The sequence below is a fragment of the Streptomyces sp. NBC_00209 genome (assembly GCF_045206345.1).
In the GTDB taxonomy this organism is placed as follows: Bacteria; Actinomycetota; Actinomycetes; order Streptomycetales; family Streptomycetaceae; genus Streptomyces.
On the sequence record NZ_CP108122.1, the window covers coordinates 152,824 to 176,061 of the forward strand.

Below are 23,238 nucleotides of genomic sequence, written 5' to 3' on the forward strand. Positions count from 1 at the left end.
GTTAGCGGTTCACCTCCTGGCGGGCGCCGGCGACGAACGTGTCGATGGCGGTGACGCTGCGGAAGTTGTTGGGGTCGAGGTCCGTGTCGTCCACGGCGAGCCCGAAGCGCTCCTCCACCCAGGCGATGAGCTTGAGCAGGCCGAGCGAGTCGATGGCTCCGCTCGACAGCAGGTCCTGGTCGTCGGCGAGTTCGTCCTGCGCGAGGTCCGGCAGGAACTCCTCGATCAGGAACTGCTTGATGGTGGCCGTGTTGCTCATGACGTCCTTCCTTCTACTGTGGTCAGCCGGCGGGAGTGGTCCGGCGCCTGGGACGGTCCGCGCAGCCGGTCGAGCGCGGTGCGGTCGACCTTTCCGGTGGGGGTCTTGGGCAGCGGTTCGTCGGTGATCCGCAGGACGCCGGGGACGGCGGCCCTGGGCAGGGCGCGGGCGCAGTGTTCCTTCAGGAGCAGGCTGTTGAGGCCGCTGCCGGGTGCGCGCCGCACCCCGGCGACGAGCCGTTTGCCGGTGAGCGGGTCGGGCTGCGCGGCGACCCCGGCCTCCAGGACGGCGGGGTGGCTCAGCAGCACCTGCTCGATCTCGGCGGTGTTGACGGCGACGCCGCGCACCTTGACCTGGAAGTCGCTGCGTCCGGTCAGGTACAGCAGCCCGTCGACGTCGCGCCGTACGAGGTCGCCGGTGCGGAACCAGGTGCCGTCGTCGTGGCCGAGCGGGTGGCCGGTGAACCGGCCCTGGCTGCGGGCCGGGTCGAGGTAGCCGGCGGTCTGGAAGGGCGTACTGACGTGCAGCTCGCCGGCTCCGGGGCCGGTGACCTCCCGGCCGTCGGCGTCCAGGACGAGCACCGAGACCCCGGGGAGCGGGGTGCCGATGGGCAGCGGGCCGAAGACGGTGGCCGCGGTGTCGACGTCGTACGTGAAGCTGTCGTTGGTCTCGGTGCAGCCGTAGATGTTGGTGAGGCGGGCGGCGGGCAGCACCTCGCGCAGCTCGGCCAGGGTGCGTTCCGGCAGGACGTCGCCGGTGAAGGCGGCCCGGCGCACCGAAGGCAGCAGCACGCCGGCCCGGCGGGCGGCGTCCAGCACGAGCCGGTAGAACATCGGCACGGCCTGGACGATCTCCACGTCGTGCCGGAGCAGCAGGTCGAGCAGGTGGCGCCCGTCGACGGCCTTGTCCGGGTCCACGAGGACGACCCGCCCGCCGTGCGCGAGGGTCGTCCACACGTCGAGGAAGCACAGGTCGAAGTTGAGCGGCGCGTAGTTGAGGACGGTGGTCCCCGGCGCGACGGCGAAGGCGGGCCCGGCCCAGGTGACGAACCGGTCCACGGCCCGCTCGTCCAGCGGGACGGTCTTGGGCAGCCCGGTGGAACCGGACGTGGTGAGCATGAAGGCGGTACGGGGAGGCACCGGGTACGCCGCCGAGCGGGCCGGGACCCGCACCCCGCTCGGTCCGCCGCCCGGGGTCAGCACGTGCCGGCAGCCGGCCTGGGCGAACAGCTGGGTCAGCAGCTGCTCGCCGAGGTGCGGGGAGGGCAGCAGGAACGGGCGGTGGGCGAGCAGGCAGCCGAGGACGAGCGCGAGGGCGGCGGGCGACTTCTCGGCGAGGATGCCGACGGGTTCGCCGGCCGGCAGCCCGAGCAGGGCGAGGCGCTCGCGTTCGCGGCCGGCGCTCTCGTACAGCTCGCGGTAGCTGGTCTCCTCGCCGTGCCAGACCAGGGCGGGCGCGTCGGGGCGCTCGCGGACCTGGGTGAGGAAGCCGGGGAGCAGTCCGGTGGTGGCGCTCCGGCCGGTCATGGCCGCCGTCCCGCCAGCCGGGCCCAGCCGCTCTTCACGGCGATGCCGGAGGGGGTGCGGCAGGTGAAGCGGACCAGGGTGCGGTCGGCGTCCGGGGCCAGTTCGATCCGCAGCGGCACGTCCGGGACCACGGGGGCGGAGAACCGCCCGCTGACGGCGAGGACGCGGGTGACGTCGCCGTCCGCGTACCGGTCGGCGATCTCCTCGACGGCCAGGGCGAGCACGCTCATCCCGTGCGCGATGACGCTGGGGAAACCGGCGTCCTGGGCGGCCCGGTCGTCCAGGTGGATCGGGTTGAGGTCGCCGGAGGCGTGGGCGTAGCCGCGGATCCAGGCGGGGGTGAGCCGGTGCTCGGCGGCGGCCGGCTCACCGGCTCCGCCGGACGGGGCGGGCGCGGCCGGTGCCGGGATCTGGCCGAAGGGCTCGATGGCGGCGGCGCCCACCAGCAGGGCGCTGGTGAGGAGTTCGGCGCGCGGGGTGCCGTCCTCGCCGGTGAGGCGGGCCCGGACGGCGACGCGGGTGCCCTTCGGTTCGCGGCGGGCGCCGGCCACGTCGAGGCCGACGGTGATCCGCTCGCCGGGCAGCAGGGGCTGCTCGATCCGGATGTCCTGGCCGAGATGGACGACGGAGACGGGCTCGGGCTCGGCCGCCGCCAGGTCGCGTACGGTCGCGTCGGCGAGGGTGTGCGCGAGGACGAAGGCGTGCACCGGCGAGGCGCCGGGCTCCCCGGCCGCGGGCAGGTCCGCGCGGACGGCGGCCCGGAAGGCGGCCACCTCGTCGGCGGTGAGGGTGCGGATCGCGGTGCGGGGCTGGGCGGTGGTCTGGGCGGTGGTCTGGGCGGTGGTCTGGGCGGTGGTCGTCATACCGGCGCCACCACCATGCTCGCGTTGTGGCCGCCGAAGCCGAAGGAGTTCGACAGCGCGGGCCCCAGGGCGACGGGCCGTGGACTGGTGTGCACCACGTCGATCTCCATTCCTGGCTCCAGGTGTGCGTGGTTGGCGGTGGGCGGCACCTCTTGGGCGCGCATGGCCTGGACGGCGGCGATGATCTCGACGGCACCGGCCGCTCCGATGAGGTGGCCGATGACGCCCTTGGACGCGGTGACGGGCGGACCGTCGGAGCCGAAGACCTTGGTGAGGGCCGTGGCCTCGGCGCGGTCGTTGTGCGGGGTCGAGGTGCCGTGCGCGTTGATGTGCGTGATCTCGTCGGGGGCGAGCCCGGCGGCGGTGAGCGCGCCGGTCATCGCGGCGACCGCGCCGGCCCCGTCGGCCAGCGGCATCGACAGGTGGTACGCGTCCGAGGTGGCCGCGTACCCGGCGATCCGGGCGTAGGTGCGGGCGCCCCGGGCCAGCGCGTCGTCCAGGCGTTCCAGGACGACGAAGCCGGCCCCCTCCCCCATGACGAACCCGTCGCGGTCCCGGTCGAAGGGGCGGGAGGCGTGCGCCGGGTCGTCGTTGCGCCCGGAGACCGCGTTCAGGTTGCCGAAGGCGGCGAGGGTGACCGGGGTCAGGGTGGACTCGCAGCCGCCCGCGATGGCCACGTCGGCCTGGCCCGATGCGAGCAGCGCGGTGGCGTGCCCGATGGCGTCGACGCCGCTGGCGCAGGTGGTGGCGATGGTGGTCGCGGGGCCGGTCCAGCCGAGGCGCATGGCGATCTGGGCGGCGGCCGCGTTCGGCATGGTCAGCAGCGGCATCAGCGGGTTGACCCGGTGCGGGCCCGCCTCGCTGTAGTGCGCGGACTCACGGTCGCTGGTGGCGCGGCCGCCCACCGCGTTGCCGACGACGATGGCGGTGCGCCCGGGCTCGGGGACCGGGGCGCCGGCGTCGCGGTGGGCGGCAAGGGCGGCCGTGGTGCCGTACAGCGCGAAGGGGTCCATGCGCCGCGCGTCCTTGGCGGACACGAGGGCGTCGGGGCCCTGCGTGTCGAGTCCGCTGACCCGGCAGCCGATCCGGACCCGGTGGCGGGACAGGTCCAGGTGGTCGAGCGGGGCGGCGGTGGATCGGCCGGCGCGGAGCGCGGCCCACAGGGCGTCGGGGGTGCACCCCGCCGGGGTGACCACACCGATCCCGGTGATCACCACCGGGGTGCGGTGGGAGGCTGCGGCTGTCATCTTCGGTCTCGTCTCCGTCCGGTGTCCCGGGGCCTTGACCGGCTGGTCAGGCCGGGATGATGCCGCACTCGCGGGCGGACTTGATGAACGCGTCGGCGGCGAAGTCGATGTCCTCGGGCGTGTGCCGCGCGGTCACCGCGATCCGCAGCCTGGCCAGGTCGTTGGGGACGGCCGGGGTGACCACGGGGATGCCGATGACGCCGTTGCGGCGGCAGGCGGTGGCCAGGTCGTACGCCTTCTCGTCGGAGCCGGCGATCAGCGGCAGCACCGCGGTCTCGCTGTCCTGCGTACGCAGCCCCTGGGCGTTGACCAGGGCGCGCAGGCGGGCGGACTCGCGCTGGATGTGGGTGACCCGCTCCGGCTCCCGCTGAAGGATGCGCAGGCTCTCCAGGGCGGCGGCGGCCTGGGCCGGGGCGAGGGCGGCGGAGAAGAGGAACGGCCGGGCGGCGTAGCGCAGGTGGCCGATCAGCTCGGCGGGTCCGGTGACCCAGCCGCCCATGGACGGGATGCCCTTGGACAGGGTGCCGAGCTTGATGTCGGCCTTCACCCGGTGGTCGAAGTGCTCCTCGATGCCGTGGCCGGTGGCGCCGATGACGCCGAGCGCGTGGGCCTCGTCCACCATGAGCAGCGCGTTGTGCTCGTCGCACACCTTGCGGAGCTCGGGCAGCGGGGCGACGTCGCCGTCCATGGAGTAGACGCTGTCGACGATGACGAGCCGCACCCCGTCGGGCGAGGCGGCGGCCAGGCGCCGGTCGAGGTGGTCGACGTCGTTGTGCCGGAACCGGGTGACGGTGGCGCCGGAGAGCCGGCAGCCGTCCACGATGGAGGCGTGGTCGTACTTGTCGATGAAGACGGTGTCGCCGGCGCCGACGAGACCGCCGACGGTGCCCACGTTCGCCGCGTAGCCCGAGCTGAAGACCATGGACGCCTCACGGTCCGCGAAGCTGGCGACCTCGGCCTCCAGCTCCTCGTGCAGCGGGATCGTCCCGGCCAGGGCACGCACGCCGTGGTTGCCGCTGCCGTACAGGTCGACGGCGGCCTTGGCGGCGGCGACGACGCGTTCGTCGCCGCCCAGACCCAGATAGCTGTAGCCGGACATCATCAGCAGCCGTTGTCCGTCGAGATCGGCGTAGGCGCTGTCCCGCTCGACCGTGTAGGAGACGAAACTGTTGCGGCGCTCCGGCTCCGACTCCAGTGCCGCCACGCGCCTGTTCGTGGCGGCCAGCTTCGGCGCCAGCCGTTCCCAGCCTCCGGTTGCGTTCACGTGGGTCTCCTCAGACTGATTCAGTCGGCCGGCGAACGGCCTATTCATGACAGGATTTCTACGCCGCGCTCCGCAACGCGGCCGCAACAAGGAAGCCGGAGCCCTTCTCGAATTACGCTCGAAGCCGCTCGGGATTCACTAGAAATCCCCTGGTGAATGCATGGAGAAGGGCGGAAACATGGACCCTCGATTCAGCGGAACTTGGGCTTCCACTCATTCCCCCCGGTATGTTCCCGGGCTCAATTGACACGGCCTGAACGCCCCTGCGAGGGTCACGACGACATCACGGGGAATGGCGAGAACTGAACGGCGCAAAGAGAAAGCAACGGCGCCGTGTTCCCCGCTCGGTTTCCTGATCTGCCGCAGGGGGAGTGTCGACGTGTTGATCCGGCTCGTAGGACTTGTCAGCATCGAGCACGAGGCGGAACCGCCCCGGCACCTGTCGAGCGCACAGGCCCAAATCGCCTTCGCCCGGCTCGTCCTGGAGCGCTCCGCGGGCACCAGCCGCGACCAGCTCGCGGACACGCTGTGGCCACAGGGTCTGCCCGACACCTGGGCGTCCGCGCTGCGCAGCGTCGTCAGCCGGGTGCGGTCCTTCGTCACCAGCGCGCACCAGAAGCCCGGCGAGACTCCGCTGGTCGCCCAGAGCGGGCGCTACCTGCTCCAGCTGCCGAGCGACGCGCTGACCGATGTGGAGACGGCCGAGGCGTCGGTCTCCGAGGCCCGGCAGGCGTGCCGGGAGGGCGCGCACGCGGTGGCCCTGCAACTGGCCTCCGGCGCGGTCGCCAATCTGCGCGGCGCGTTCCTGCCCGCCCACGAGGGCGAGTGGGTGAACACCACCCGCGAGCGCATCGAGGCGGTACGCCTGAGCGCCCTGGAGCTGTCCAGCGCCTCGGCCGCCGCCCTCGGCAACAGCCACCACGCCCTGCGGTACGCCGACGAGGCGGTGCGCAGGGCGCCGTTCCGGGAGAGCGCGCACCGCTGCCGGATGACGGCGCACGCCGCCGCCGGCAACCGGGCCGACGCGCTGCGCGTCTACCAGCAGCTGCGCGAACTCCTGTCGGACGAGCTCGGCATCGAGCCCGCCCCGTCCACCCAGACGCTCTATCTGGGCCTGCTCCGCGAGCCCGACCCGGCCCGCGAGGCGGCCCGTGCGGTGGCCCCGTACGGCGGCCCGGCGAGCATCGACCCGCTCCTGATGCGCGCGTACGAGCCCCTGCTCCCGCCGGCCGCGTAGACCCTGCCCGGACAGGGAAACGTCCGCGGAATGCTCCTGCGAAATCCGGTTCGCAGGAGCATTCCGCGGACGTTTCGTGCGGAATTTTTTCCGGGGGGCTTTCCTCGGAAAGCCCCCCGGGGCGGATATCAGGTGATGGTGACGCCGCTGTCGATGCTGATGACCTGGCCGGTCATACAGTCCTGGTCGAGGAAGAGGGCGGAGCTGCGCGCGACCTCTTCCACCGTCACGAAACGGGGCACCGGCGCCTTCTTCTCCATCGATTCCACCACGTGGTCGGGGAGGGTCTGCGTCATGCCCGTGATCATGAATCCGGGCGAGAGCGCGTTGACCGTGACGCCCCGCCGCCCGCACTCGGCGGCCAGCGTCCGGGTGAAGCCGATCAGGCCGGCCTTGGACGCGGAGTACGCCGTCTGCCCGGCCGTCGCGATCAGACCCGACGGCGAGACCACGTTGATCACCCGGCCCCACCGGCTGCGCAGCATGTGCGGGACGCACACCCGGGCCGTGTGGAAGGAGCCGATGAGGTTGGTCTGGATCACCGCCGCCCAGTCCTCGGGCTTCTGCATCGCCATGACCTGGTCACGGCGGATCGCGCCGTTGTTGACGAGGACGTCGACCGGGCCCAGTCGCTCGGCGATCTGCGCGTGCATCGCCGTGACGGCCTCGTACGAGCCGACGTCGCCGGTCACCAGGACGGAGTCGTTGGTGAGCTTCTCCTGTACCGCGAGCGCGGCGTCCTTCGCGCTGTTGTAGTGGACGGCCACCTTGCAGCCGAGGGCGTCCAGTTCGATCGCCAGCGCCTGGCCGAGCCCGCCGGAGGCGCCCGTCACCAGGGCGACGGGGTGCTCGGGCCGGATGCCGGCGGGCTTCTGCGTACTCATCGTGTCCCTCCGCGCCATTCGAGGAGCATGGAGCCCCAGGTCATGCCTGCGCCGAAGCCGGCCAACAGGACCAGGTCGCCGTTCTCGATGCGGCCCTCGTCCAGCGCCTCGGCCAGCGCGATCGGGATGGACGCGGACGCCGTGTTCCCGTACTTGTGCAGGTTCGCGACCAGGGCCTCGGGCCGCAGCCCGGTGTGGCTGAGGATCGAGTTGATGATGCGGATGTTGGCCTGGTGCGGGATGACGTGGCGTACGTCGGCCGCCTCGACCTTGGCGGTCTTCAGCGTCTCCCGGACCGTACGGACCGTGTACCGCACGGCGTTCAGATAGATCTCGTTCCCGTTGATCTGCGCGTAGTGCAGACCCTGGCGCACCGTTTCCTCGGTGGTCGGCATACGGCTGCCGCCCGCGAGGACCTTGAGGCTGCCGGTGCAGCTGCCGTCCGCGCCCAGATTCCAGGCCAGGACGTTGCTGTCGGCCGCGGGGACGAGCACGACGGCTCCCGCGCCGTCCCCGACCAGGATCGACAGGTCCCGGTCGGCGGGGTTCGCGGTCAGCGTGTGGGTGTCGGAGCCGATGAGCAGGATCGGCCGCGGGTCGATCGCGATGAGGGCCATCGCGGAGACGAGCCCGTAGACGAAGCCCGCGCACTCGGAGTTGACGTCGTGCGCGCTGCCGGCGATGCCCAGTTCGTGGTGGACGAACGCGGACGTCGCCGGCGAGGGCTGCTCGGGCGTGGCGGTGGCGACGATCAGATGAGCGATGTCGCCGCCGCTCAGGCCCGCTTTGGCGAGGGCGCGCCGGCCGGCCTCGACGGCCAGCGAGGCAGTCGTCTGGCCGGGCCCGACGGCGCGCCGTTCACTGATCCCGCACCGGCTGGTGATCCAGTGCTCGTCCACGCCGAAGCGCTCGGCGAGCTCCGCACTGGTGACCACCTTTTCGGGGACGGATATGCCCCATCCGGTGATGTCGAAGCCGTTCATGCGCGCCCGCTCAGGCCTGCGCCGGCACGAGCGCCAGGATGCGGTCGTAGACGTGGCGCAGCGTCGTGGTGTCGTCCAGGTCGGCGAAGAGCGACTCGTCGGCCGGGATGTCCGGGTAGGTGTTCTGGAACCCGTACAGCCACTCCATGAGGTCCAGCGAGTCCACGTCCGGGATGTGCTGGAGCGGGTGGTCCGGGTCGACCTTCTGGGCGCCGGACACGGCCTCGAGCTGGCTCGCCAGTTCTTCGATGGTGGGCAGAGACATGGGGTGAGGTCCTTCCTCCGCAGGGCTTGGCCTTTTCGAGACGCATGGAACCCGTACGCACGCAACCGGCGCGCAACAGCCGGCGCCCCCGTCGTGTTGCACGTCTCTTGCGACGCGGGGGTTTTCTTCGTCTCGCGATGACATCGCAGGCACCACGCCATGAGCATGAGCCGGACGGGAGTTGAGGACGAAGATGACCACGGTCGCAAGCCAGTCGGTCCCCGAGGTCGACGCGATCAGGCACCACTACGAGGTGAGCAACGACTTCTACCGCCTCCTGCTGGGCCCGACGATGATGTACTCCGGCGGTTACTGGGAGGAGGGCGAGGGTCTCACCGAGGCCCTCGACGAGGCCCAGGAGCGCAAGCTGGACAAGTTCGTCGAGCTGGCCGGAGCGGCGAACGCCCGGCGCGTCCTGGACGTGGGCTGCGGGTGGGGCACCATGCTCAACCGCGTCACCACGGTGCACGGCGTCGAGCAGGCGGTCGGGCTGACGCTCAGCCGCACGCAGGAGCAGTTCATCGCCGGCCTGGACAACCCGCGGATCACCACCCGGGTGGAGTCCTGGGAGGACCACACCACCGACGACCCGTACGACGCGGCGTTCTGCATCAACGCCCTGGAGCACTTCGTCTCCTCGACGCTGCCGCCGCGCGAGCGCACCAAGAAGTACCGGGTGTTCTTCCAGAAGGTCGGCGCCGCCCTGAAGCCGGGCGCCCACTTCGTGCTGCACACCATGACGGCCGAGGCGCTGCCCATGAACCGGCAGCTGCTGGACGACCTGAAGTTCCTGCAGCGCTCGGAGTTCGAGAACTGCCACATCCCGCACCTGCACGAGCTGACGCAGGCCGCCGAGGGCCTGTTCGACGTGGTCGAGATCGTCAACGAGCGCGAGTCGTTCGCGGTGGCCTGCCGCGCCTGGCTGCAGCTGCTCGCCGAGCGCCGTGACGAGGCCGTCGCCATGGAGGGCGAGGAGGTCGTGGCCCGCTTCGAGCGCTACCTCGACATCTTCGCGTACACGCTTGAGGACAAGTTCTTCAACAACTTCCGCGTCACCATCGCGCGCCGCTAGGAGGCTGACGTGACGAGCACTCTAGAGCCGCCGCGCAGCGACGAGGACAGCCGCCCGGCCGGCGGCGGCGGACCGCAGCGGCATCTGCGCGTCGCCGTCATAGGCAGCGGGTTCTCCGGCCTCGGCATGGCGATCCGGCTGTTGCAGAAGGGCGTGGACGACTTCCTCGTCTTCGAACGCGCCGACGAGGTGGGCGGCACCTGGCGGGACAACTCCTACCCGGGTGCCGCCTGCGACGTGATGTCCCACCTGTACTCGTTCTCGTTCGCGCAGAACCCGGAGTGGAAGTCCACGTTCGGCAAGCGCGACGAGCTGTACGCGTATCTGCGGGACACCGCCGACCGGTTCGGGGTGCGGCCGCACATCCGCTTCGGCCACGAACTGCTCGGGGCCCGCTGGGACGAGATGACCCGGCGCTGGCACATCGAGACCTCGCAGGGCGACTACACCGCGCAGGTCCTGGTGAGCGGCACCGGCTACCTCAGTGAGGCGGCGGTCCCCGACATCCCGGGTCTCGCCGACTTCGAGGGCGCCGTCTTCCACTCCTCCCGCTGGCGGCACGACCACGACCTGAGCGGGCGCAACGTCGCCGTGATCGGCACCGGCGCCTCCGCCATCCAGTTCGTGCCGAAGATCCAGCCCGAGGTGGGGCGGCTCGACCTCTACCAGCGCACCCCGCCGTGGATCGGCCCGAAGAACGACAAGGCCACGAGCCCGCTCCAGTCCAAGCTGCTGCGCGGGGTACCCAGTTACCAGAACTTCCGGCGGAACTTCAACATGTGGGGCCGGGAGATCCTGGCCTTCGTGATGAAGCGGCCCAAGGTCGCCGGGAAGATGCAGAAGATGGCCAGCGACCACCTGAAGAAGTCGGTCGCCGACGAGACGCTGCGCGCGCGGCTCACCCCGGACTACGTGATGGCGTGCAAGCGCCTGCTGTTCTCCAACACGTGGTACCCGGCGATCCAGCAGCCCAACGTGGACCTGGTCACCGACGGCATCGCGAAGGTCACCGCCCACTCGATCGTCACCGCCGACGGGGCCGAGCGGGAGATCGACACGATCATCCTGGGCACCGGCTTCAAGGCCACGGACCGCCCGGTCGCCGGGCGGATCACCGGCCGCGAGGGCAGGTCGCTGCGCGAGGTGTGGCAGGAGGACGGGATGGCCGCGCACCGCGGCACCACCGTCGCCGGCTTCCCGAACCTGTTCCTGCTGCTCGGCCCGAACACCACCCTGGGGCACTCCTCGCAGGTCGTGATGATCGAGGCGCAGATCGGCTACGTGCTGGACGCGCTGAAGGTCATGGGCCAGAAGGGCCTGGCCTCGGTGGAGGTTCGAAAGACGGTCCAGGACGACTGGAACGAGCGGCTGCAGGCCCGCCTCGATGGCACCGTGTGGAACGCAGGCAACTGCAAGAGCTGGTACCTCGACGCACACGGGCGCAACCCGTCGATCTGGCCGACGTACACCTGGCGCTTCCGCCGTCAGACGAAGCACTTCACGCCCTCCGAGTACCAGCTCGCCACCCTCGCGGGCGCCGGCCTGCCGGCCCTGAACCACACGTAATGGACGGGAGACAGACCGAATGAGAAGCAGCAGCACCCCCATCACGCGGCGCAGCATCCTCGGGGGCATGGCGGCCGCCACGGTCATCGGCTGGAGCACTTCGCACCAGGCGTGGGCACGTGAGTCGGACTCCTTCGCCCCTACGGCGGCGAGCCTGCCGGCGCTCGACGGCACGCTGGAGACCTCGGCGGGTGTCACGTCCACGTTCAACCACGACTTCGGTCACATGGTGGCCGGCGCGTGCTGGGCGGTGCTGCGTCCCGGCTCGGTGCAGGACATCGTCAAGATGGTCAACTACGCCCGGGCCAACGGGCTGAAGATCGCGATGAACGGCCGCGGCGGGCAGAACGGCGACGAGGAGTCGCACTCCTGCTACGGGCAGGCGCAGGTCCCGCAGGGCGGCATCGCGATCGACGCGCGCGGTCTGACGAAGATCGTCCGCATCGGCTCGACGTCCGCCGTGGTGGAGTCCGGCGTCACCTGGGCCCAGCTCACCGACGCCGCGCTCGCCCGGGGCCTGACCCCGCCGGCGCTCACCGACTACCTGCACCTGTCCATAGGCGGCACGCTCAGCGTCGGCGGCATCGGCTCCACCGTGGCGCGCTACGGGCTGCAGATCGACACCGTGAAGTCGATCGACATCGTCACCGGCAACGGCGACCTGATCACGGCCAGCCCCAGCTGCCACGCCGATCTGTTCAACACGGCGCTCGGCGGCGGCGGCCAGGTCGGCATCATCGTGCGGGCCGAGGTCGCCCTGATCCCGGCACCGCCGAAGATGACCGTCTTCACTCTCTACTACAACGACGTGTCCGCGTTCCTCGCCGACTCCGAGAAGCTCATGGCCGAGAAGCGGTTCCAGGGCCAGGTCGGCGAGATCGCCCGCACCCCGGACGACTCCGGCTGGTGGTACAAGCTGGAGGGCCAGGCGTACTGGAAGGGCAGCACCGCGCCCAACCGCACCGCGCTGCTCACCGGTCTGCACGACGAGCGGGCGTCCGCGACGATCGAGGACCTGCCCTTCCGCGAGGCCGTGTTCCGTACCGACGCCGACGAGGCGTGGCTCAAGGAGAACGACTTCTGGGGTCAGCCCAAGCCGTGGCTGAGCCTGTTCGTCCCGGCCTCGAAGGCGAAGGCGATGGCGGACCTGCTGACCGCCGAGCTGAACAGCGACGACCTGGGCGCGGGCTTCCTGCTCTACTACCCGTACCCGACGTCGAAGCTGACCCGCCCGCTGTCGGTGCAGCCCTCCGAGCCGACCGCGTACCTGTGCGACGTGCTCCGCTTCCCCGCCCCGGGCGCGGACATCGCGCGGATGCTGGACCAGAACCGCCGCCTGTACGACAAGGCGGTCGCGCTGGGCGCCAAGCGGTATCTGGTGGGCGCGATCCCGAACATGACCTCGGCGGACTGGCGGGCCCACTTCGGCTCCCGCTGGAAGGTCCTCGTCGCGGCCAAGCGGCGCTACGACCCGGCGGGCATCCTCACCCCCGGTCAGGGCTTCTTCGGCTGATCCGGGACGCCCCGGGCCCCGGCCGGCGACACCCAGACCGCCACCCGGAACACCCCGACAGGAGAATCGGCATGACAGTTTACGACTTGACCGACGAGGCGATCGTGGACGCACCGCCGGAGGCGGTGTGGGAGGCGCTGATCGCCGAGTTCCGCGGCGCCGGCCGCTGGTGGGTGCCGGCCAACACCTTCGCCACCGTGTCCGGTTCACCGGACGAGGTGGGCGGCGAGGTCGCGGTCACGGTGCACACCAAGGGCGTCGACAAGGGCGGCCCGAAGCTGCGGTTCACCGCGCGCACCCGGGCCGTCGAGCCCCAGCGGCTGCTGTCGGTCGACTACGTGTCCGGGGTGTTCCGGGGCACCAGCGACTTCTACGTCGAACCGCTCGACGGGGGCCGCACCAAGGTCGGCATGCACTTCGTGGGCCGGCCGAACGGCTTCCTGAAGCTCCTCGCGAAGGTCGCCGACATCGGCGCGGAGCACTCCACCGCCACCAGCGAGGCGTTCGTCCGGCTCGGGCGGATCCTCGCGGCGGAGAGCGCTCCGGCCGTACGGTCCGGTGAGGCGGCACAGGCCCGGAAGCTGGAGGGCAGTACCCGATGACGACGGTGGCCGCGGCACCGGCGACCGAGACGCAGGTGCGCACCGACGACGGGGCCCGCCTGGCGGTGTCCGTCCTTCCGCCGCTCACGCCTCCGACCGGCGTGACCGTGGTGCTGGTCCACGGCTGGGGCGCTTCGCGCCGGGTGTGGAGCACGGTGGCCGACCGGCTGATCCGCCTCGGGCACCGCGTCGTCTCCTACGACCTCCGGGGCCACGGCGCCTCCTCGCAGGGCGCCGAGCCCTTCGGGATCGCCCGGCTCGGGGCGGACCTGGGCGCGGTCCTGGCCCATGTGGAGGCGCCGGACGCCGTCGTCGTCGGGCACTCCGGGGGTGGGTTCGCCGCCCTGGCGTACGCCGCGTCGGAGGGCCGGAACGCCGGTGCGCTGAGCGGTCTGGTGCTGCTGGCCACGGCGGCGCACGACCAGGAAACCCCGGACAGCGAGGTCCGCATGATGGGCAGCGCGCTGTTCCAGCGGGCCGTCTCGCGGCCGGCCCTGGGCCGCAAGCTCCTCGGGCAGAACATGCTCGGCCCGAAGGCGGACCGGCGGCTGAGCGAGGTGAACCGGCAGATGTTCGCCGCGGCCGGGCCCGCGGTGCGCGCGGAGGCGTTCCGTTCGTCGCGGGGCATGGACCTGCGCGAGGCCCTGGTGTCGGTGACCGTGCCGGCGGTGGTCCTCGCGGGCACCGGCGACAAGGTGATCGCGCCGAAGCTCGGCCGGGTCGTCGCGGAGGCGCTGCCCCGGGCGCGCTTCGAGGAGGTGCCGGACGTGGGGCACATGCTGCCCCTGGAGGCGCCGCAGACGGTGGTGGGCGCGGTCAGCGAGCTGACGCGGGACCACGGATAACTGCGGCGCGCGGAGAAGGGCGGCCGGTCCCGGGCGGGGCCGGCCGCCCTTCCGTGTGCGCGGGCGGAGGCGGTGGCTCAGCCGCGGGCCCGCAGCGTGAGCGCCCGGCCCAGGCAGGCGAGGGCCGCCGTGCAGGCCAGGGTGCGGGCGGCGTTGGCCGGGGTCCAGGCGCCCCGGAACCGGTCGCGGATCACGGCGATCTCGGGTCCTGACGCCTCCGCGGTCAGCCGGGCGAGCTGCCGGTTGAGGGGGATGTTGACCTTCATCGTGACGGCGACGGCGGCCGAGTAGAGGGCGAGGGCGGCCCAGGTCCAGCGGGCGGCCCGGGTGTGGCCGAGGCGGCGCAGGGAGGCGCCGGAGACCCCGGTGGCCAGGAACGCCCCGAAGAAGACGAGCCCGAAGAACCCGTTCTCGATGGCGTCGTTGATGTGGCCCATGGCGCTCGCGAAGGCCGCGTCGTCGGTGCGGTCGAGCCCCGGCATGACGGACACGTCGAACGCGAAGTACAGCCCCGCGCTCAGCCCCATCGCGATGGTGGCCGCGTACAGCGACGCCTCGGTGCGTCCGCCCGGCCGGGCCGGGAGGGAGGTGGTCGGCGCGGTGGCGGTCATGGCTTCTCCTCGACGGTGCGCAGTACGGGGGCGAGCAGGCGTTCGTAGCGGCGGCGCAGCACCGTCCGGCCGAGCAGCCGTACCGGTGGCGGGATGGTGGCGGCGACGTGGGCCGCGGCGGCCGGGTCGGCCCCGTCGAACATCCAGGGCTGGAGGCGGCCGAGCACGCCGGGCGGCGCGGTCCGCAGCAACCGCCGTTCCACGGACGCGTAGCGCGTGGCGCCGAGCGCGGTGAAGGCGGGGAAGGCGATGCGCTCCTCGGCGGCGAGGTGGTCGCGCAGGACGACGGCGAAGGCGTCGGCCGCGGGGCGCAGCGCCCCGGGGTGGGCGCCCGGGCGGAACGCGGCGCCGACGGCGTCCATCGCCGCGTCGAGGCGTCGGTGGTCGCCGTCGATGGCGTCGGCCGCCCGGTCGAAGCCGGGGACGGCGCGCCGCAGTTCGGGCCAGAGGACGGCGTCCTCGCTGTGGTGGTGCCAGTCGATCACCTCGCGCAGACTGTGCCACCAGGTGACCGTCCCGCCGGAGCGGGCGCCGGGCCCGGAGCGTGCGACGGCCACGAGGCGGGCGGCGTCGCGGCGCATCGCGATGTGCATCAGCGCGAATCCGTGGAAGTGCCCGGGCAGCGACGGGAGGTGTTCGCTCGTCATCGGTTCGGTACCGGTCATGGGTGCCTCCTCACGCGAGGGGGACAGGGACGGGCGGCCGCGTGTGCGGCCGCCCGTCCCACGGGTCCCGGTGTCGGTCAGGCGTTCCAGACACCGCTGGCGGCGGCGTCCCGGGCGAAGTCGGCGAAGTCCTTCGGCTTGCGGCCGGTGGCCTCCTCGACCCCGTGCACGAGGTGGGCGTTGCGGCCGTCGAGGATCAGCCCGAACAGGTCGGCGAACTCGACGGGGAGCCCGTTCTCCGCAAGCGCCTGGCGGTACTCGTCCACACCGACGGGGATGTACGTGATGGTGCGGCCGGTCGCCTTGCCCAGCTCCTGGGCGATGTCGCCGAAGCTGAGCAGGCGCGGGCCGGACAGCTCGTACGTCTTGCCGATGTGCTTGTCGTCGGTGAGCGCGGCCACGGCGACGTCCGCGATGTCGTCGGCGTCCACGAAGGGCTCCACCGCGTCCCCGGTCGGCAGGACGATCTCGCCGGCCATGACCAGGTCGTGGAAGAAGCTCTCGCTGAAGTTCTGGTTGAACCAGCTGGCGCGGACGACGGTCCAGTCCGCGCCGGACTCCTTCACCTTGTCCTCACTGATGACCGCGCCCTCCTCACCGCGCCCGGACAGCAGCACCAGGCGGCGCGCCCCCTTCGCGACGGCAGCCTTCGCGAACGCGCCGACGGTCTCGGCGGCCCCCGGGAAGGCGAGGTCGGGGTAGTAGGTGATGTAGACGGCGCTCACCCCGTCGAGGGCGGCGTCCCAGGTCGCGGGGTCCTCCCAGACGAAGGGGGGCGTGCCGGAGCGCGATCCGATGCGTACGGGGAGCCCTTTGGCGGACAGCCGATCGGCGACCCGCCGCCCGGTCTTACCCGTGCCGCCGATCACAAGGGTCGTGTTCGTCATGTTCGTCCCGTCTGTCGTGGCCTGCGTGGTGGTGTGGTGCTCTGCTCGTCGTTGCCGTCATGAGGGAGCGTAGGCAGCCCTTCGTCGCCCGAGCCACGAAACCGGGCCCCGTCTCCAGCGGTTCTCCAGGGGGTCTCTGGGGGATCACCTCGTACGGCTGTGGGGGTCAGTAGCGGTAGTGGTCGGGCTTGTACGGGCCGTCGACCTCGACACCGATGTACGAAGCCTGCTCCGGGCGGAGCGTCGTGAGCTTCACGCCGAGCGCGTCGAGGTGGAGACGGGCGACCTTCTCATCCAGGTGCTTGGGCAGCACATACACGTCGGTCGGGTACTCCTCGGGCTTCGTGAACAGCTCGATCTGCGCCAGCGTCTGGTCCGCGAACGAGTTGGACATCACGAACGACGGGTGACCCGTCGCGTTGCCCAGGTTCAGCAGACGCCCCTCCGACAACACGATCAGCACCCGGCCGTCGGGGAACGTCCAGGTGTGAACCTGCGGCTTGACCTCGTCCTTGACGATGCCCTCGATCCTCGCCAGACCAGCCATGTCGATCTCGTTGTCGAAGTGACCGATGTTCCCCACGATCGCCTGGTGCTTCATCCTGGCCATGTCCGAGGCCATGATGATGTCCTTGTTGCCCGTCGTCGTGACGAAGATGTCCGCCTGCTCCACCACGTCATCCAGAGTGGCAACCTGGTAGCCGTCCATCGCCGCCTGCAACGCGCAGATCGGATCGATCTCCGTGATGATCACCCGGGCACCCTGACCCCGCAGCGACTCCGCACAACCCTTGCCCACATCGCCGTAACCACACACCACGGCCGTCTTACCACCGATCAGGACATCGGTGGCACGGTTGATGCCGTCGATCAGCGAGTGACGGCAGCCGTACTTGTTGTCGAACTTCGACTTCGTCACCGCGTCGTTCACATTGATCGCCGGGAACAACAGACTTCCGTCGCGGTGCATCTCGTACAGGCGGTGCACACCCGTCGTGGTCTCCTCCGTCACACCACGGATCTCGGAGGCCAGCTGCGTCCACTTCTGCGGCGACTCACCCAGCGTCCGGTTCAGCAGCGTCAGAATGTACGCGTACTCCTCACTGTCCGCCGTCGCCGGATCCGGAACCGCACCCGCCTTCTCGAACTCGACACCCTTGTGAACCAGGAGGGTGGCGTCACCACCATCGTCCAGGATCATGTTCGGACCACCGGTCGGCGTGTTCGGCCAGGTCAACGCCTGCTCCGTGCACCACCAGTACTCCTCCAGCGACTCCCCCTTCCAGGCGAACACCGGCACACCCGCCGGCGCCTCGGGGGTGCCGTTCGGGCCGACCGCGATCGCGGCAGCCGCGTGGTCCTGGGTGGAGAAGATGTTGCAGGACGCCCAGCGGACCTCGGCGCCCAGGGCGACCAGCGTCTCGATCAGCACGGCCGTCTGCACCGTCATGTGCAGCGAACCGGTGATCCGGGCACCGGCCAGCGGCTGCGCCGCGGCGTATTCCTTACGGATCGACATCAGGCCGGGCATCTCATGCTCGGCCAGAGTGATCTCCTTCCGCCCGAAAACGGCGAGAGAGAGATCGGCGACCTTGAAATCGATGGTCTCAACTGGCATGGAGGCTCCTAGTGCTCATGACGTTGCGGTGGATGTCGAGGGTCGCCGTCGATTTGTTCAGCGTGATGTAGTGCAGCCCGGGGGCGCCTTCGGCGAGCAGCCGGTCGGCCATCAGCGTCGCGTGGGCCACGCCGATCTCGTACGCGATGTCGGGCCGGTGCTGCGCGGCTTCCAGGCGGTGGGCCAGGTCCTCGGGGAACGCGGCGTCGGAGAGTTCCGCGAAGCGGCGGATCTGCCGGACGTCGGTGGCCGGCATGATCTCCGGGATGATCGGGGTGGTGCAGCCGGCCGCCGCCACCCGGTCCCGCAACCGCAGGTAGTCCTCCACGTCGAAGAACATCTGCGTGATGGCGTAGTCGGCGCCGGCGCGGCACTTGGCGACGAAGTGCCGGATGTCGCTGTCCCAGTCGGGCGAGCGCGGGTGCCGCTCGGGGAAGGCGGCGACACCGATGGTGAAGTCCCCCAGCGAGCGGACCAGTTCGACCAGCTGGTAGGCGTGGTGGAAGCCGTCCGGATGCGCGGTCCACTCCCCCTTGGGGTCGCCGGGCGGGTCGCCCCGCAGGACCAGTACGTCCCGCACCCCGGCGTCCGCGTACTGGCCGATGATGTGCCGGAGCTCGGCCACCGAATGCCCGACGGCGGTCAGGTGGGCGACCGGCCGCAGGGTCGTCTCGGCCACCAGGCGCTTCGTGACCTCGATGGTGCGGTCCCTGGACGACCCGCCCGCGCCGTAGGTGACGGACACGAAGTCGGGGCCCAGCGGCTCCAGGCGGCGGATGGCCTGCCACAGGGTCCGCTCGCCCTGGGCGGTGCGGGGCGGGAAGAACTCGAAGGAGTACGTCGGACGGTCCGCGACCAGGCCCATCACCGGCCACCCCCCGCCCGGCCCGCGTTGAAGTACGAAGCCTCGGGGTGGTGGACGACGATGGCGTCGGTGGACTGCTCCGGGTGGAGCTGGAACTCCTCGGACAGGTGCACCCCGATCCGCTCCGGCCGCAGCAGGTCCGCGATCTTGGCGCGGTCCTCCAGGTCGGGGCAGGCCGGGTAGCCCAGCGAGTAGCGGCAGCCCTGGTACTCGGTGCGCAGCATGCCGTCCAGGCCGTCGGGTTCGCGGTCGGCGATCCCGAGTCCGGCGCGGACGCGCGCGTGCCAGTACTCGGCCAGCGCCTCCGCCAGCTGCACGGAGAGACCGTGGAGTTCGAGGTAGTCGCGGTACGAGCCGGAGGCGAAGAGCTCCGCGGTGGCCTCGCCGATCTTCGAGCCGACGGTCACGATCTGGAGCCCGACGACGTCCGTCTCGCCGGACTCCTCGGGCCGGAAGAAGTCCGCCAGGCACAGGCGGCGGCCGCGCGACTGGCGGGGGAAGGTGAACCGGGTCCGTTCGTGCCCGTTCTCGTCCAGGATGATCAGGTCGTCGCCCTTGGACACGCACGGGAAGTAGCCGTGCACGACGGCCGCTTCGAGCAGGTTCTCCGTACGCAGCCGGTCCAGCCACATCCGCAGCCTCGGCCGGCCCTCCGCCTCGATCGTGTCGCCCTTCAACCCCCACTGGCCCTTGAACAGGGCGGCCTCGTCCAGCCAGGAGGCGTACTCCTTGTGCGGGATGCCCTTGACGACCCGGCTGCCCCAGAACGGCGGGGCGGGGACCGGGTTGTCGACGGCGACGTCCGACCGGCCGACGTCCGCGGGTTCCTCAAGCTTCGGCTCCCTCAGCGGTACGCGGCGCTGCTTGAGCGGGGGCAGCGTGGCGCCGGGGACGCCGCGCTTGACGGCGATCAGCGCGTCCATAAGGCGCAGGCCCTCGAAGGCGTCGCGCGCGTAGCGCACCTCACCCTCGTACAGCTCGTGCAGATCCTGCTCGACGTAGGCGCGGGTCAGAGCCGCGCCGCCGAGGATGACCGGGTAGTCGGCGGCCAGCTTGCGCTGGTTCAGCTCCTCCAGGTTCTCCTTCATGATCACCGTGGACTTCACCAGCAGCCCCGACATCCCGATGACGTCCGCCTTGTGCTCGGCAGCCGCGTCCAGGATGGCCGAAACGGGCTGCTTGATGCCCAGGTTGACCACGTTGTAGCCGTTGTTGGAGAGGATGATGTCGACCAGGTTCTTGCCGATGTCGTGGACGTCGCCGCGGACGGTGGCCAGCACGATCGTGCCCTTGCCCTCCTCGCCCTCGGCCCGCTCCATGTGCGGTTCCAGGTACGCCACCGCGGCCTTCATGACCTCGGCGGACTGAAGGACGAACGGCAGCTGCATCTGGCCGGAGCCGAAGAGCTCGCCGACGACCTTCATGCCCTCCAGCAGCGTGTCGTTGACGATGTCCAGGGCCTTGCGCGTGGTCAGCGCCTCGGCGAGGTCGTCGTGCAGACCGTTCTTCTCGCCGTCGATGATGCGGCGCTTGAGGCGCTCGTCCAGCGGCAGGGCGGCCAGCTCCTCGGCCCTGCCCTCCTTCATCGACTTCATGTTGACGCCCTCGAAGAGCTCCATGAGCCTCTGAAGGGGGTCGTAGCCCTCGGCACGCCGGTCGTGGATCAGGTCGAGCGCGACCTTGACCTGCTCCTCCTCAAGCCGCGCGATCGGAAGGATCTTCGACGCGTGCACGATCGCCGAATCCAGACCCGCCTTCACGCACTCGTCCAGGAAGACCGAGTTCAGCACCACACGGGCGGCCGGGTTCAGGCCGAACGAGATGTTCGACAGGCCCAGCGTCGTCTGCACGTCCGGATGGCGCTTCTTCAGCTCGCGGATCGCCCCGATGGTGGCGATCCCGTCCTTGCGGGACTCCTCCTGACCCGTGCAGATGGTGAACGTCAGGGTGTCGATGAGGATGTCCGACTCGCGGATGCCCCAGGTGCCCGTCAGGTCCGCGATCAGGCGCTCGGCGATGGCCACCTTGTGCTCGACGGTACGGGCCTGGCCCTCCTCGTCGATCGTCAGCGCGATCAGCGCGGCCCCGTGCTCCGCGGCCAGCTGGGTGACCTTCGCGAAACGCGACTCGGGCCCGTCCCCGTCCTCGTAGTTGACCGAGTTGACGACGGCCCGCCCGCCCAGCCGTTCCAGGCCGGTCCGCAACACGTCCACCTCGGTGGAGTCCAGCACGATCGGCAGCGTCGACGCGGTCCCGAGACGCCCCGCGAGCTCGTCCATGTCGGCGACCCCGTCGCGGCCCACGTAGTCCACGCACAGGTCGAGCATGTGCGCGCCCTCGCGGACCTGCTCCCTGGCCATCTCGACGCAGTCGTCCCAGCGGCCTTCGAGCATGGCCTCCCGGAACTTCTTCGACCCGTTGGCGTTCGTACGCTCACCGATCGCCAGGTACGCCGTGTCCTGGCGGAACGGGATGGTCTGGTAGAGCGAGGCGGCGCCCGGCTCCGGCTGCGGGGTGCGGTCCGGCGGCACGCTGCCGCGTACCCGCTCCACCACCGCCCTCAGGTGGTCCGGCGTCGTCCCGCAGCAGCCGCCCACCAGCGACAGGGCGTAGTCCCGTACGAACGCCTGCTGCGCGTCCGCCAGGCCGTCGGGACCGAGCGGGAAGTAGGCGCCGTCCGCGCCCAGCACCGGCAGACCCGCGTTGGGCATGCACATCAGCGGGGTCGCCGAGTGGCGGGCCAGGTGGCGCAGGTGCTCGGTCATCTCGGCCGGTCCGGTCGAGCAGTTCAGGCCGATGAGGTCGATGCCCAGAGGCTCCAGGACCGTGAGCGCCGCGCCGATGTCCGAACCGAGGAGCATCGTCCCGGTCGTCTCGAAGGCGAGCGAGCAGATCAGCGGGACCCGGACCCCCGTCGCGTCCATCGCGCGGCGCGCGCCGACCAGTCCGGCCTTCGTCTGGAGGAGGTCCTGCGTCGTCTCCACGATCAGCGCGTCGGCGCCACCGGCGAGCAGCCCCTCGGCGTTCGCCTGGAAGCCGTCCCGGATCGTGGCATACCGGATGTGGCCGAGCGAGGGCAGCTTGGTGCCCGGGCCCATGGAGCCGAGGACCCACCGCTGTTCGCCGGTGGACGCGGTGAACGCGTCGGCGGCCTCCCGGGCGATGCGCGCACCGGCCTCGGACAGTTCGTGGACCCGCTCGGGGATGTCGTACTCGCCGAGCGCCGCTTGGTTGGCCCCGAAGGTGTTGGTCTCGACGCAGTCCACGCCGACGGCGAAGTACGCGTCGTGGACCGAGCGCACGATGTCGGGGCGGGTCACGTTGAGGACCTCGTTGCACCCTTCCAGCTGCTGGAAGTCCTCAAGCGTCGGGTCCTGGGCCTGGAGCATGGTGCCCATCGCGCCGTCGGCCACCACCACACGGGTGGCGAGCGCGTCCCGGAGCGCGGCGACCCGCTCCCCCGCCGTCATGACGCACCGCCCAGGACGGGGGCGAGCGCGGCCGCCGCCTCGGAGCCGTACTGCCGCCGCAGGATGTCCAGCAGCCGCCCGGCCTCCGGCTCGTACGCCTGGGACCCCACGGCGGCCAGGGCCAACGAGGCGACCGCGCAGCCGAGCCGAGCCGCCTGCTCCGGGGCGGCGCCCCTGACCGTGGCGGCGAGGAAGCCCGCGCGGAACGCGTCGCCCACCCCGGTCGGGTCGGCCGTCTCGACGCCCTCGATGCCCGGCACCGTCAGGGCGGGGGCGCCGGCGCTCTCGACGCGGACGCCCCGCGCGCCGAGCGTGGTGACCCAGGTGCCGACGTGGCCCAGCACGTCGTCGCGGTCCCAGGAGGCGCGTTCCAGCAGGAGTGCCGCCTCGTACTCGTTGGTGAACAGCCACCGGGCGCCGTCGACCAACTCGCGCACCTCGTCACCGGTGAGGCGGGCGAGCTGCTGGGAGGGGTCGGCGGCGAAGGGGACGCCGAGGGTCCGGCAGGCCGCGGTGTGCCGCAGCATGGCGGCCGGGTCGTCGGGGGCGACGAGGACGAAGCCGACGCCGCCGGCCCGGGCCGCCTCCACCGTCAGGTCGATCTCCCGGGCCTCCGCCATGGCGCCCGCGTAGAACGCCGCGATCTGGTTGTCGTCCTGGTCGGTGATGCACGAGAAACGGGCGGTCTGCCGCTCGTCGCTCACGCGCACCGCACCGGTGTCGACCCGGTGCTCCTTGAGCCACACCTCGTAGGTGGCGAAGTCGCTGCCGACGGCGCCGACCAGCAGCGGATCCAGTCCGAGCGAGCCGAGCCCGAAGGCGACGTTGGCCGCTACTCCGCCGCGCCGCACCTCCAGGTCGTCCACGAGGAACGAGAGCGACACATGGGCGAGCTGGTCGGCGATGAGCTGGTCCGCGAACCGGCCCGGGAAGACCATCAGGTGGTCAGTGGCTATGGAGCCTGTCACCGCGATACGCATATGAATCCCTGTCCCT

At 71.3% G+C, this 23,238-nt stretch carries 21 protein-coding genes; 6 read left to right on the top strand and 15 right to left on the bottom strand.

The features are described 5' to 3' along the window. Window position 1: 1 nt before the first annotated feature. Genes OG867_RS32515 through OG867_RS32535 form a run of 5 tightly spaced genes read right to left on the bottom strand, consistent with a single transcriptional unit; the run spans window position 2 to window position 5,159 of the window. Window positions 2–259: a phosphopantetheine-binding protein gene (locus OG867_RS32515; protein ID WP_331720423.1), complete on the bottom strand. Its 258-nt coding sequence runs from the start codon at window positions 257–259 to the stop codon at window positions 2–4. Continuing rightward, window positions 256–1,785 carry an AMP-binding protein gene (locus tag OG867_RS32520; protein WP_331720424.1) on the bottom strand — a complete coding sequence of 510 codons (1,530 nt, stop codon included), beginning with the start codon at window positions 1,783–1,785 and terminating at the stop codon, window positions 256–258. The genes OG867_RS32515 and OG867_RS32520 overlap by 4 nt, the downstream gene beginning before the upstream one ends. Beyond that, the gene (locus OG867_RS32525; protein WP_331720425.1) at window positions 1,782–2,648 is read right to left on the bottom strand and encodes a MaoC family dehydratase; all 867 of its coding nucleotides are present in this window, start codon (window positions 2,646–2,648) and stop codon (window positions 1,782–1,784) included. Before OG867_RS32525 ends, OG867_RS32520 begins: the two co-directional genes overlap by 4 nt. Next, a complete protein-coding gene (locus OG867_RS32530; protein ID WP_328904701.1) occupies window positions 2,645–3,895 on the bottom strand; it encodes a beta-ketoacyl-[acyl-carrier-protein] synthase family protein in 1,251 nt (416 codons plus the stop codon). The genes OG867_RS32525 and OG867_RS32530 overlap by 4 nt, the downstream gene beginning before the upstream one ends. A gap of 46 nt (window positions 3,896–3,941) precedes the next feature. After that, on the bottom strand, window positions 3,942–5,159 hold the full coding sequence (locus tag OG867_RS32535; RefSeq protein WP_328904702.1) for an aminotransferase class I/II-fold pyridoxal phosphate-dependent enzyme: 1,218 nt from the start codon (window positions 5,157–5,159) through the stop codon (window positions 3,942–3,944). A 379-nt stretch (window positions 5,160–5,538) separates the two neighbouring features. Between OG867_RS32535 and OG867_RS32540 the strand changes: the two genes are divergently transcribed. Further along, entirely contained in the window at window positions 5,539–6,396 is an 858-nt protein-coding gene (locus tag OG867_RS32540; RefSeq protein ID WP_328904703.1) for a bacterial transcriptional activator domain-containing protein, read from the top strand. A gap of 128 nt (window positions 6,397–6,524) precedes the next feature. Here the strand turns inward: OG867_RS32540 and OG867_RS32545 are convergent, their stop codons facing one another. The 3 genes from OG867_RS32545 to OG867_RS32555 are packed head-to-tail and all read right to left on the bottom strand — an operon-like array spanning window position 6,525 to window position 8,528. After that, a complete protein-coding gene (locus OG867_RS32545) occupies window positions 6,525–7,280 on the bottom strand; it encodes an SDR family NAD(P)-dependent oxidoreductase (RefSeq protein WP_328904704.1) in 756 nt (251 codons plus the stop codon). Next, entirely contained in the window at window positions 7,277–8,263 is a 987-nt protein-coding gene (locus tag OG867_RS32550; protein ID WP_018105946.1) for a 3-oxoacyl-ACP synthase III family protein, read from the bottom strand. The genes OG867_RS32545 and OG867_RS32550 overlap by 4 nt, the downstream gene beginning before the upstream one ends. 10 nt (window positions 8,264–8,273) lie before the next feature. After that, complete coding sequence (locus OG867_RS32555) at window positions 8,274–8,528, bottom strand: hypothetical protein (protein WP_018105947.1); 255 nt, start codon at window positions 8,526–8,528, stop codon at window positions 8,274–8,276. A gap of 193 nt (window positions 8,529–8,721) precedes the next feature. On the opposite strand from OG867_RS32555, the gene OG867_RS32560 reads away from it, so the two are divergent. The 5 genes from OG867_RS32560 (at window position 8,722) to OG867_RS32580 (ending at window position 14,126) form a co-directional block, all read left to right on the top strand. Then, window positions 8,722–9,600 (top strand): class I SAM-dependent methyltransferase, encoded by an 879-nt coding sequence (locus OG867_RS32560; RefSeq protein WP_328904705.1) that lies wholly within the window; start codon window positions 8,722–8,724, stop codon window positions 9,598–9,600. A gap of 9 nt (window positions 9,601–9,609) precedes the next feature. After that, window positions 9,610–11,166: an NAD(P)/FAD-dependent oxidoreductase gene (locus OG867_RS32565; RefSeq protein WP_331720426.1), complete on the top strand. Its 1,557-nt coding sequence runs from the start codon at window positions 9,610–9,612 to the stop codon at window positions 11,164–11,166. Window positions 11,167–11,185: 19 nt separating this feature from the next. Next, window positions 11,186–12,679 (top strand): FAD-binding protein, encoded by a 1,494-nt coding sequence (locus OG867_RS32570; protein WP_331720427.1) that lies wholly within the window; start codon window positions 11,186–11,188, stop codon window positions 12,677–12,679. 71 nt (window positions 12,680–12,750) lie between these two features. Next, window positions 12,751–13,281, top strand: coding sequence for an SRPBCC family protein (locus tag OG867_RS32575; RefSeq protein ID WP_328904708.1), 531 nt, complete (start codon window positions 12,751–12,753; stop codon window positions 13,279–13,281). Continuing rightward, on the top strand, window positions 13,278–14,126 hold the full coding sequence (locus OG867_RS32580; RefSeq protein ID WP_331720428.1) for an alpha/beta hydrolase: 849 nt from the start codon (window positions 13,278–13,280) through the stop codon (window positions 14,124–14,126). The genes OG867_RS32575 and OG867_RS32580 overlap by 4 nt, the downstream gene beginning before the upstream one ends. Before the next feature lie 77 nt (window positions 14,127–14,203). Here the strand turns inward: OG867_RS32580 and OG867_RS32585 are convergent, their stop codons facing one another. From OG867_RS32585 to OG867_RS32615, 7 genes are all read right to left on the bottom strand, one after another. Next, complete coding sequence (locus OG867_RS32585; protein ID WP_331720429.1) at window positions 14,204–14,737, bottom strand: anthrone oxygenase family protein; 534 nt, start codon at window positions 14,735–14,737, stop codon at window positions 14,204–14,206. Beyond that, window positions 14,734–15,402 (bottom strand): hemerythrin domain-containing protein, encoded by a 669-nt coding sequence (locus OG867_RS32590; RefSeq protein WP_331720430.1) that lies wholly within the window; start codon window positions 15,400–15,402, stop codon window positions 14,734–14,736. Before OG867_RS32590 ends, OG867_RS32585 begins: the two co-directional genes overlap by 4 nt. Before the next feature lie 77 nt (window positions 15,403–15,479). Then, on the bottom strand, window positions 15,480–16,289 hold the full coding sequence (locus tag OG867_RS32595) for an NmrA family NAD(P)-binding protein (RefSeq protein ID WP_328904711.1): 810 nt from the start codon (window positions 16,287–16,289) through the stop codon (window positions 15,480–15,482). 166 nt (window positions 16,290–16,455) lie between these two features. After that, on the bottom strand, window positions 16,456–17,907 hold the full coding sequence (gene ahcY, locus OG867_RS32600; RefSeq protein WP_331720431.1) for an adenosylhomocysteinase: 1,452 nt from the start codon (window positions 17,905–17,907) through the stop codon (window positions 16,456–16,458). Next, entirely contained in the window at window positions 17,897–18,772 is an 876-nt protein-coding gene (gene metF, locus OG867_RS32605) for a methylenetetrahydrofolate reductase [NAD(P)H] (RefSeq protein WP_331720432.1), read from the bottom strand. The genes ahcY and metF overlap by 11 nt, the downstream gene beginning before the upstream one ends. Continuing rightward, complete coding sequence (metH, locus tag OG867_RS32610) at window positions 18,772–22,242, bottom strand: methionine synthase (protein WP_331720433.1); 3,471 nt, start codon at window positions 22,240–22,242, stop codon at window positions 18,772–18,774. Before metH ends, metF begins: the two co-directional genes overlap by 1 nt. After that, window positions 22,239–23,222 (bottom strand): carbohydrate kinase family protein, encoded by a 984-nt coding sequence (locus OG867_RS32615; protein ID WP_328904715.1) that lies wholly within the window; start codon window positions 23,220–23,222, stop codon window positions 22,239–22,241. Before OG867_RS32615 ends, metH begins: the two co-directional genes overlap by 4 nt. Between the last annotated feature and the right edge of the window lie 16 nt (window positions 23,223–23,238).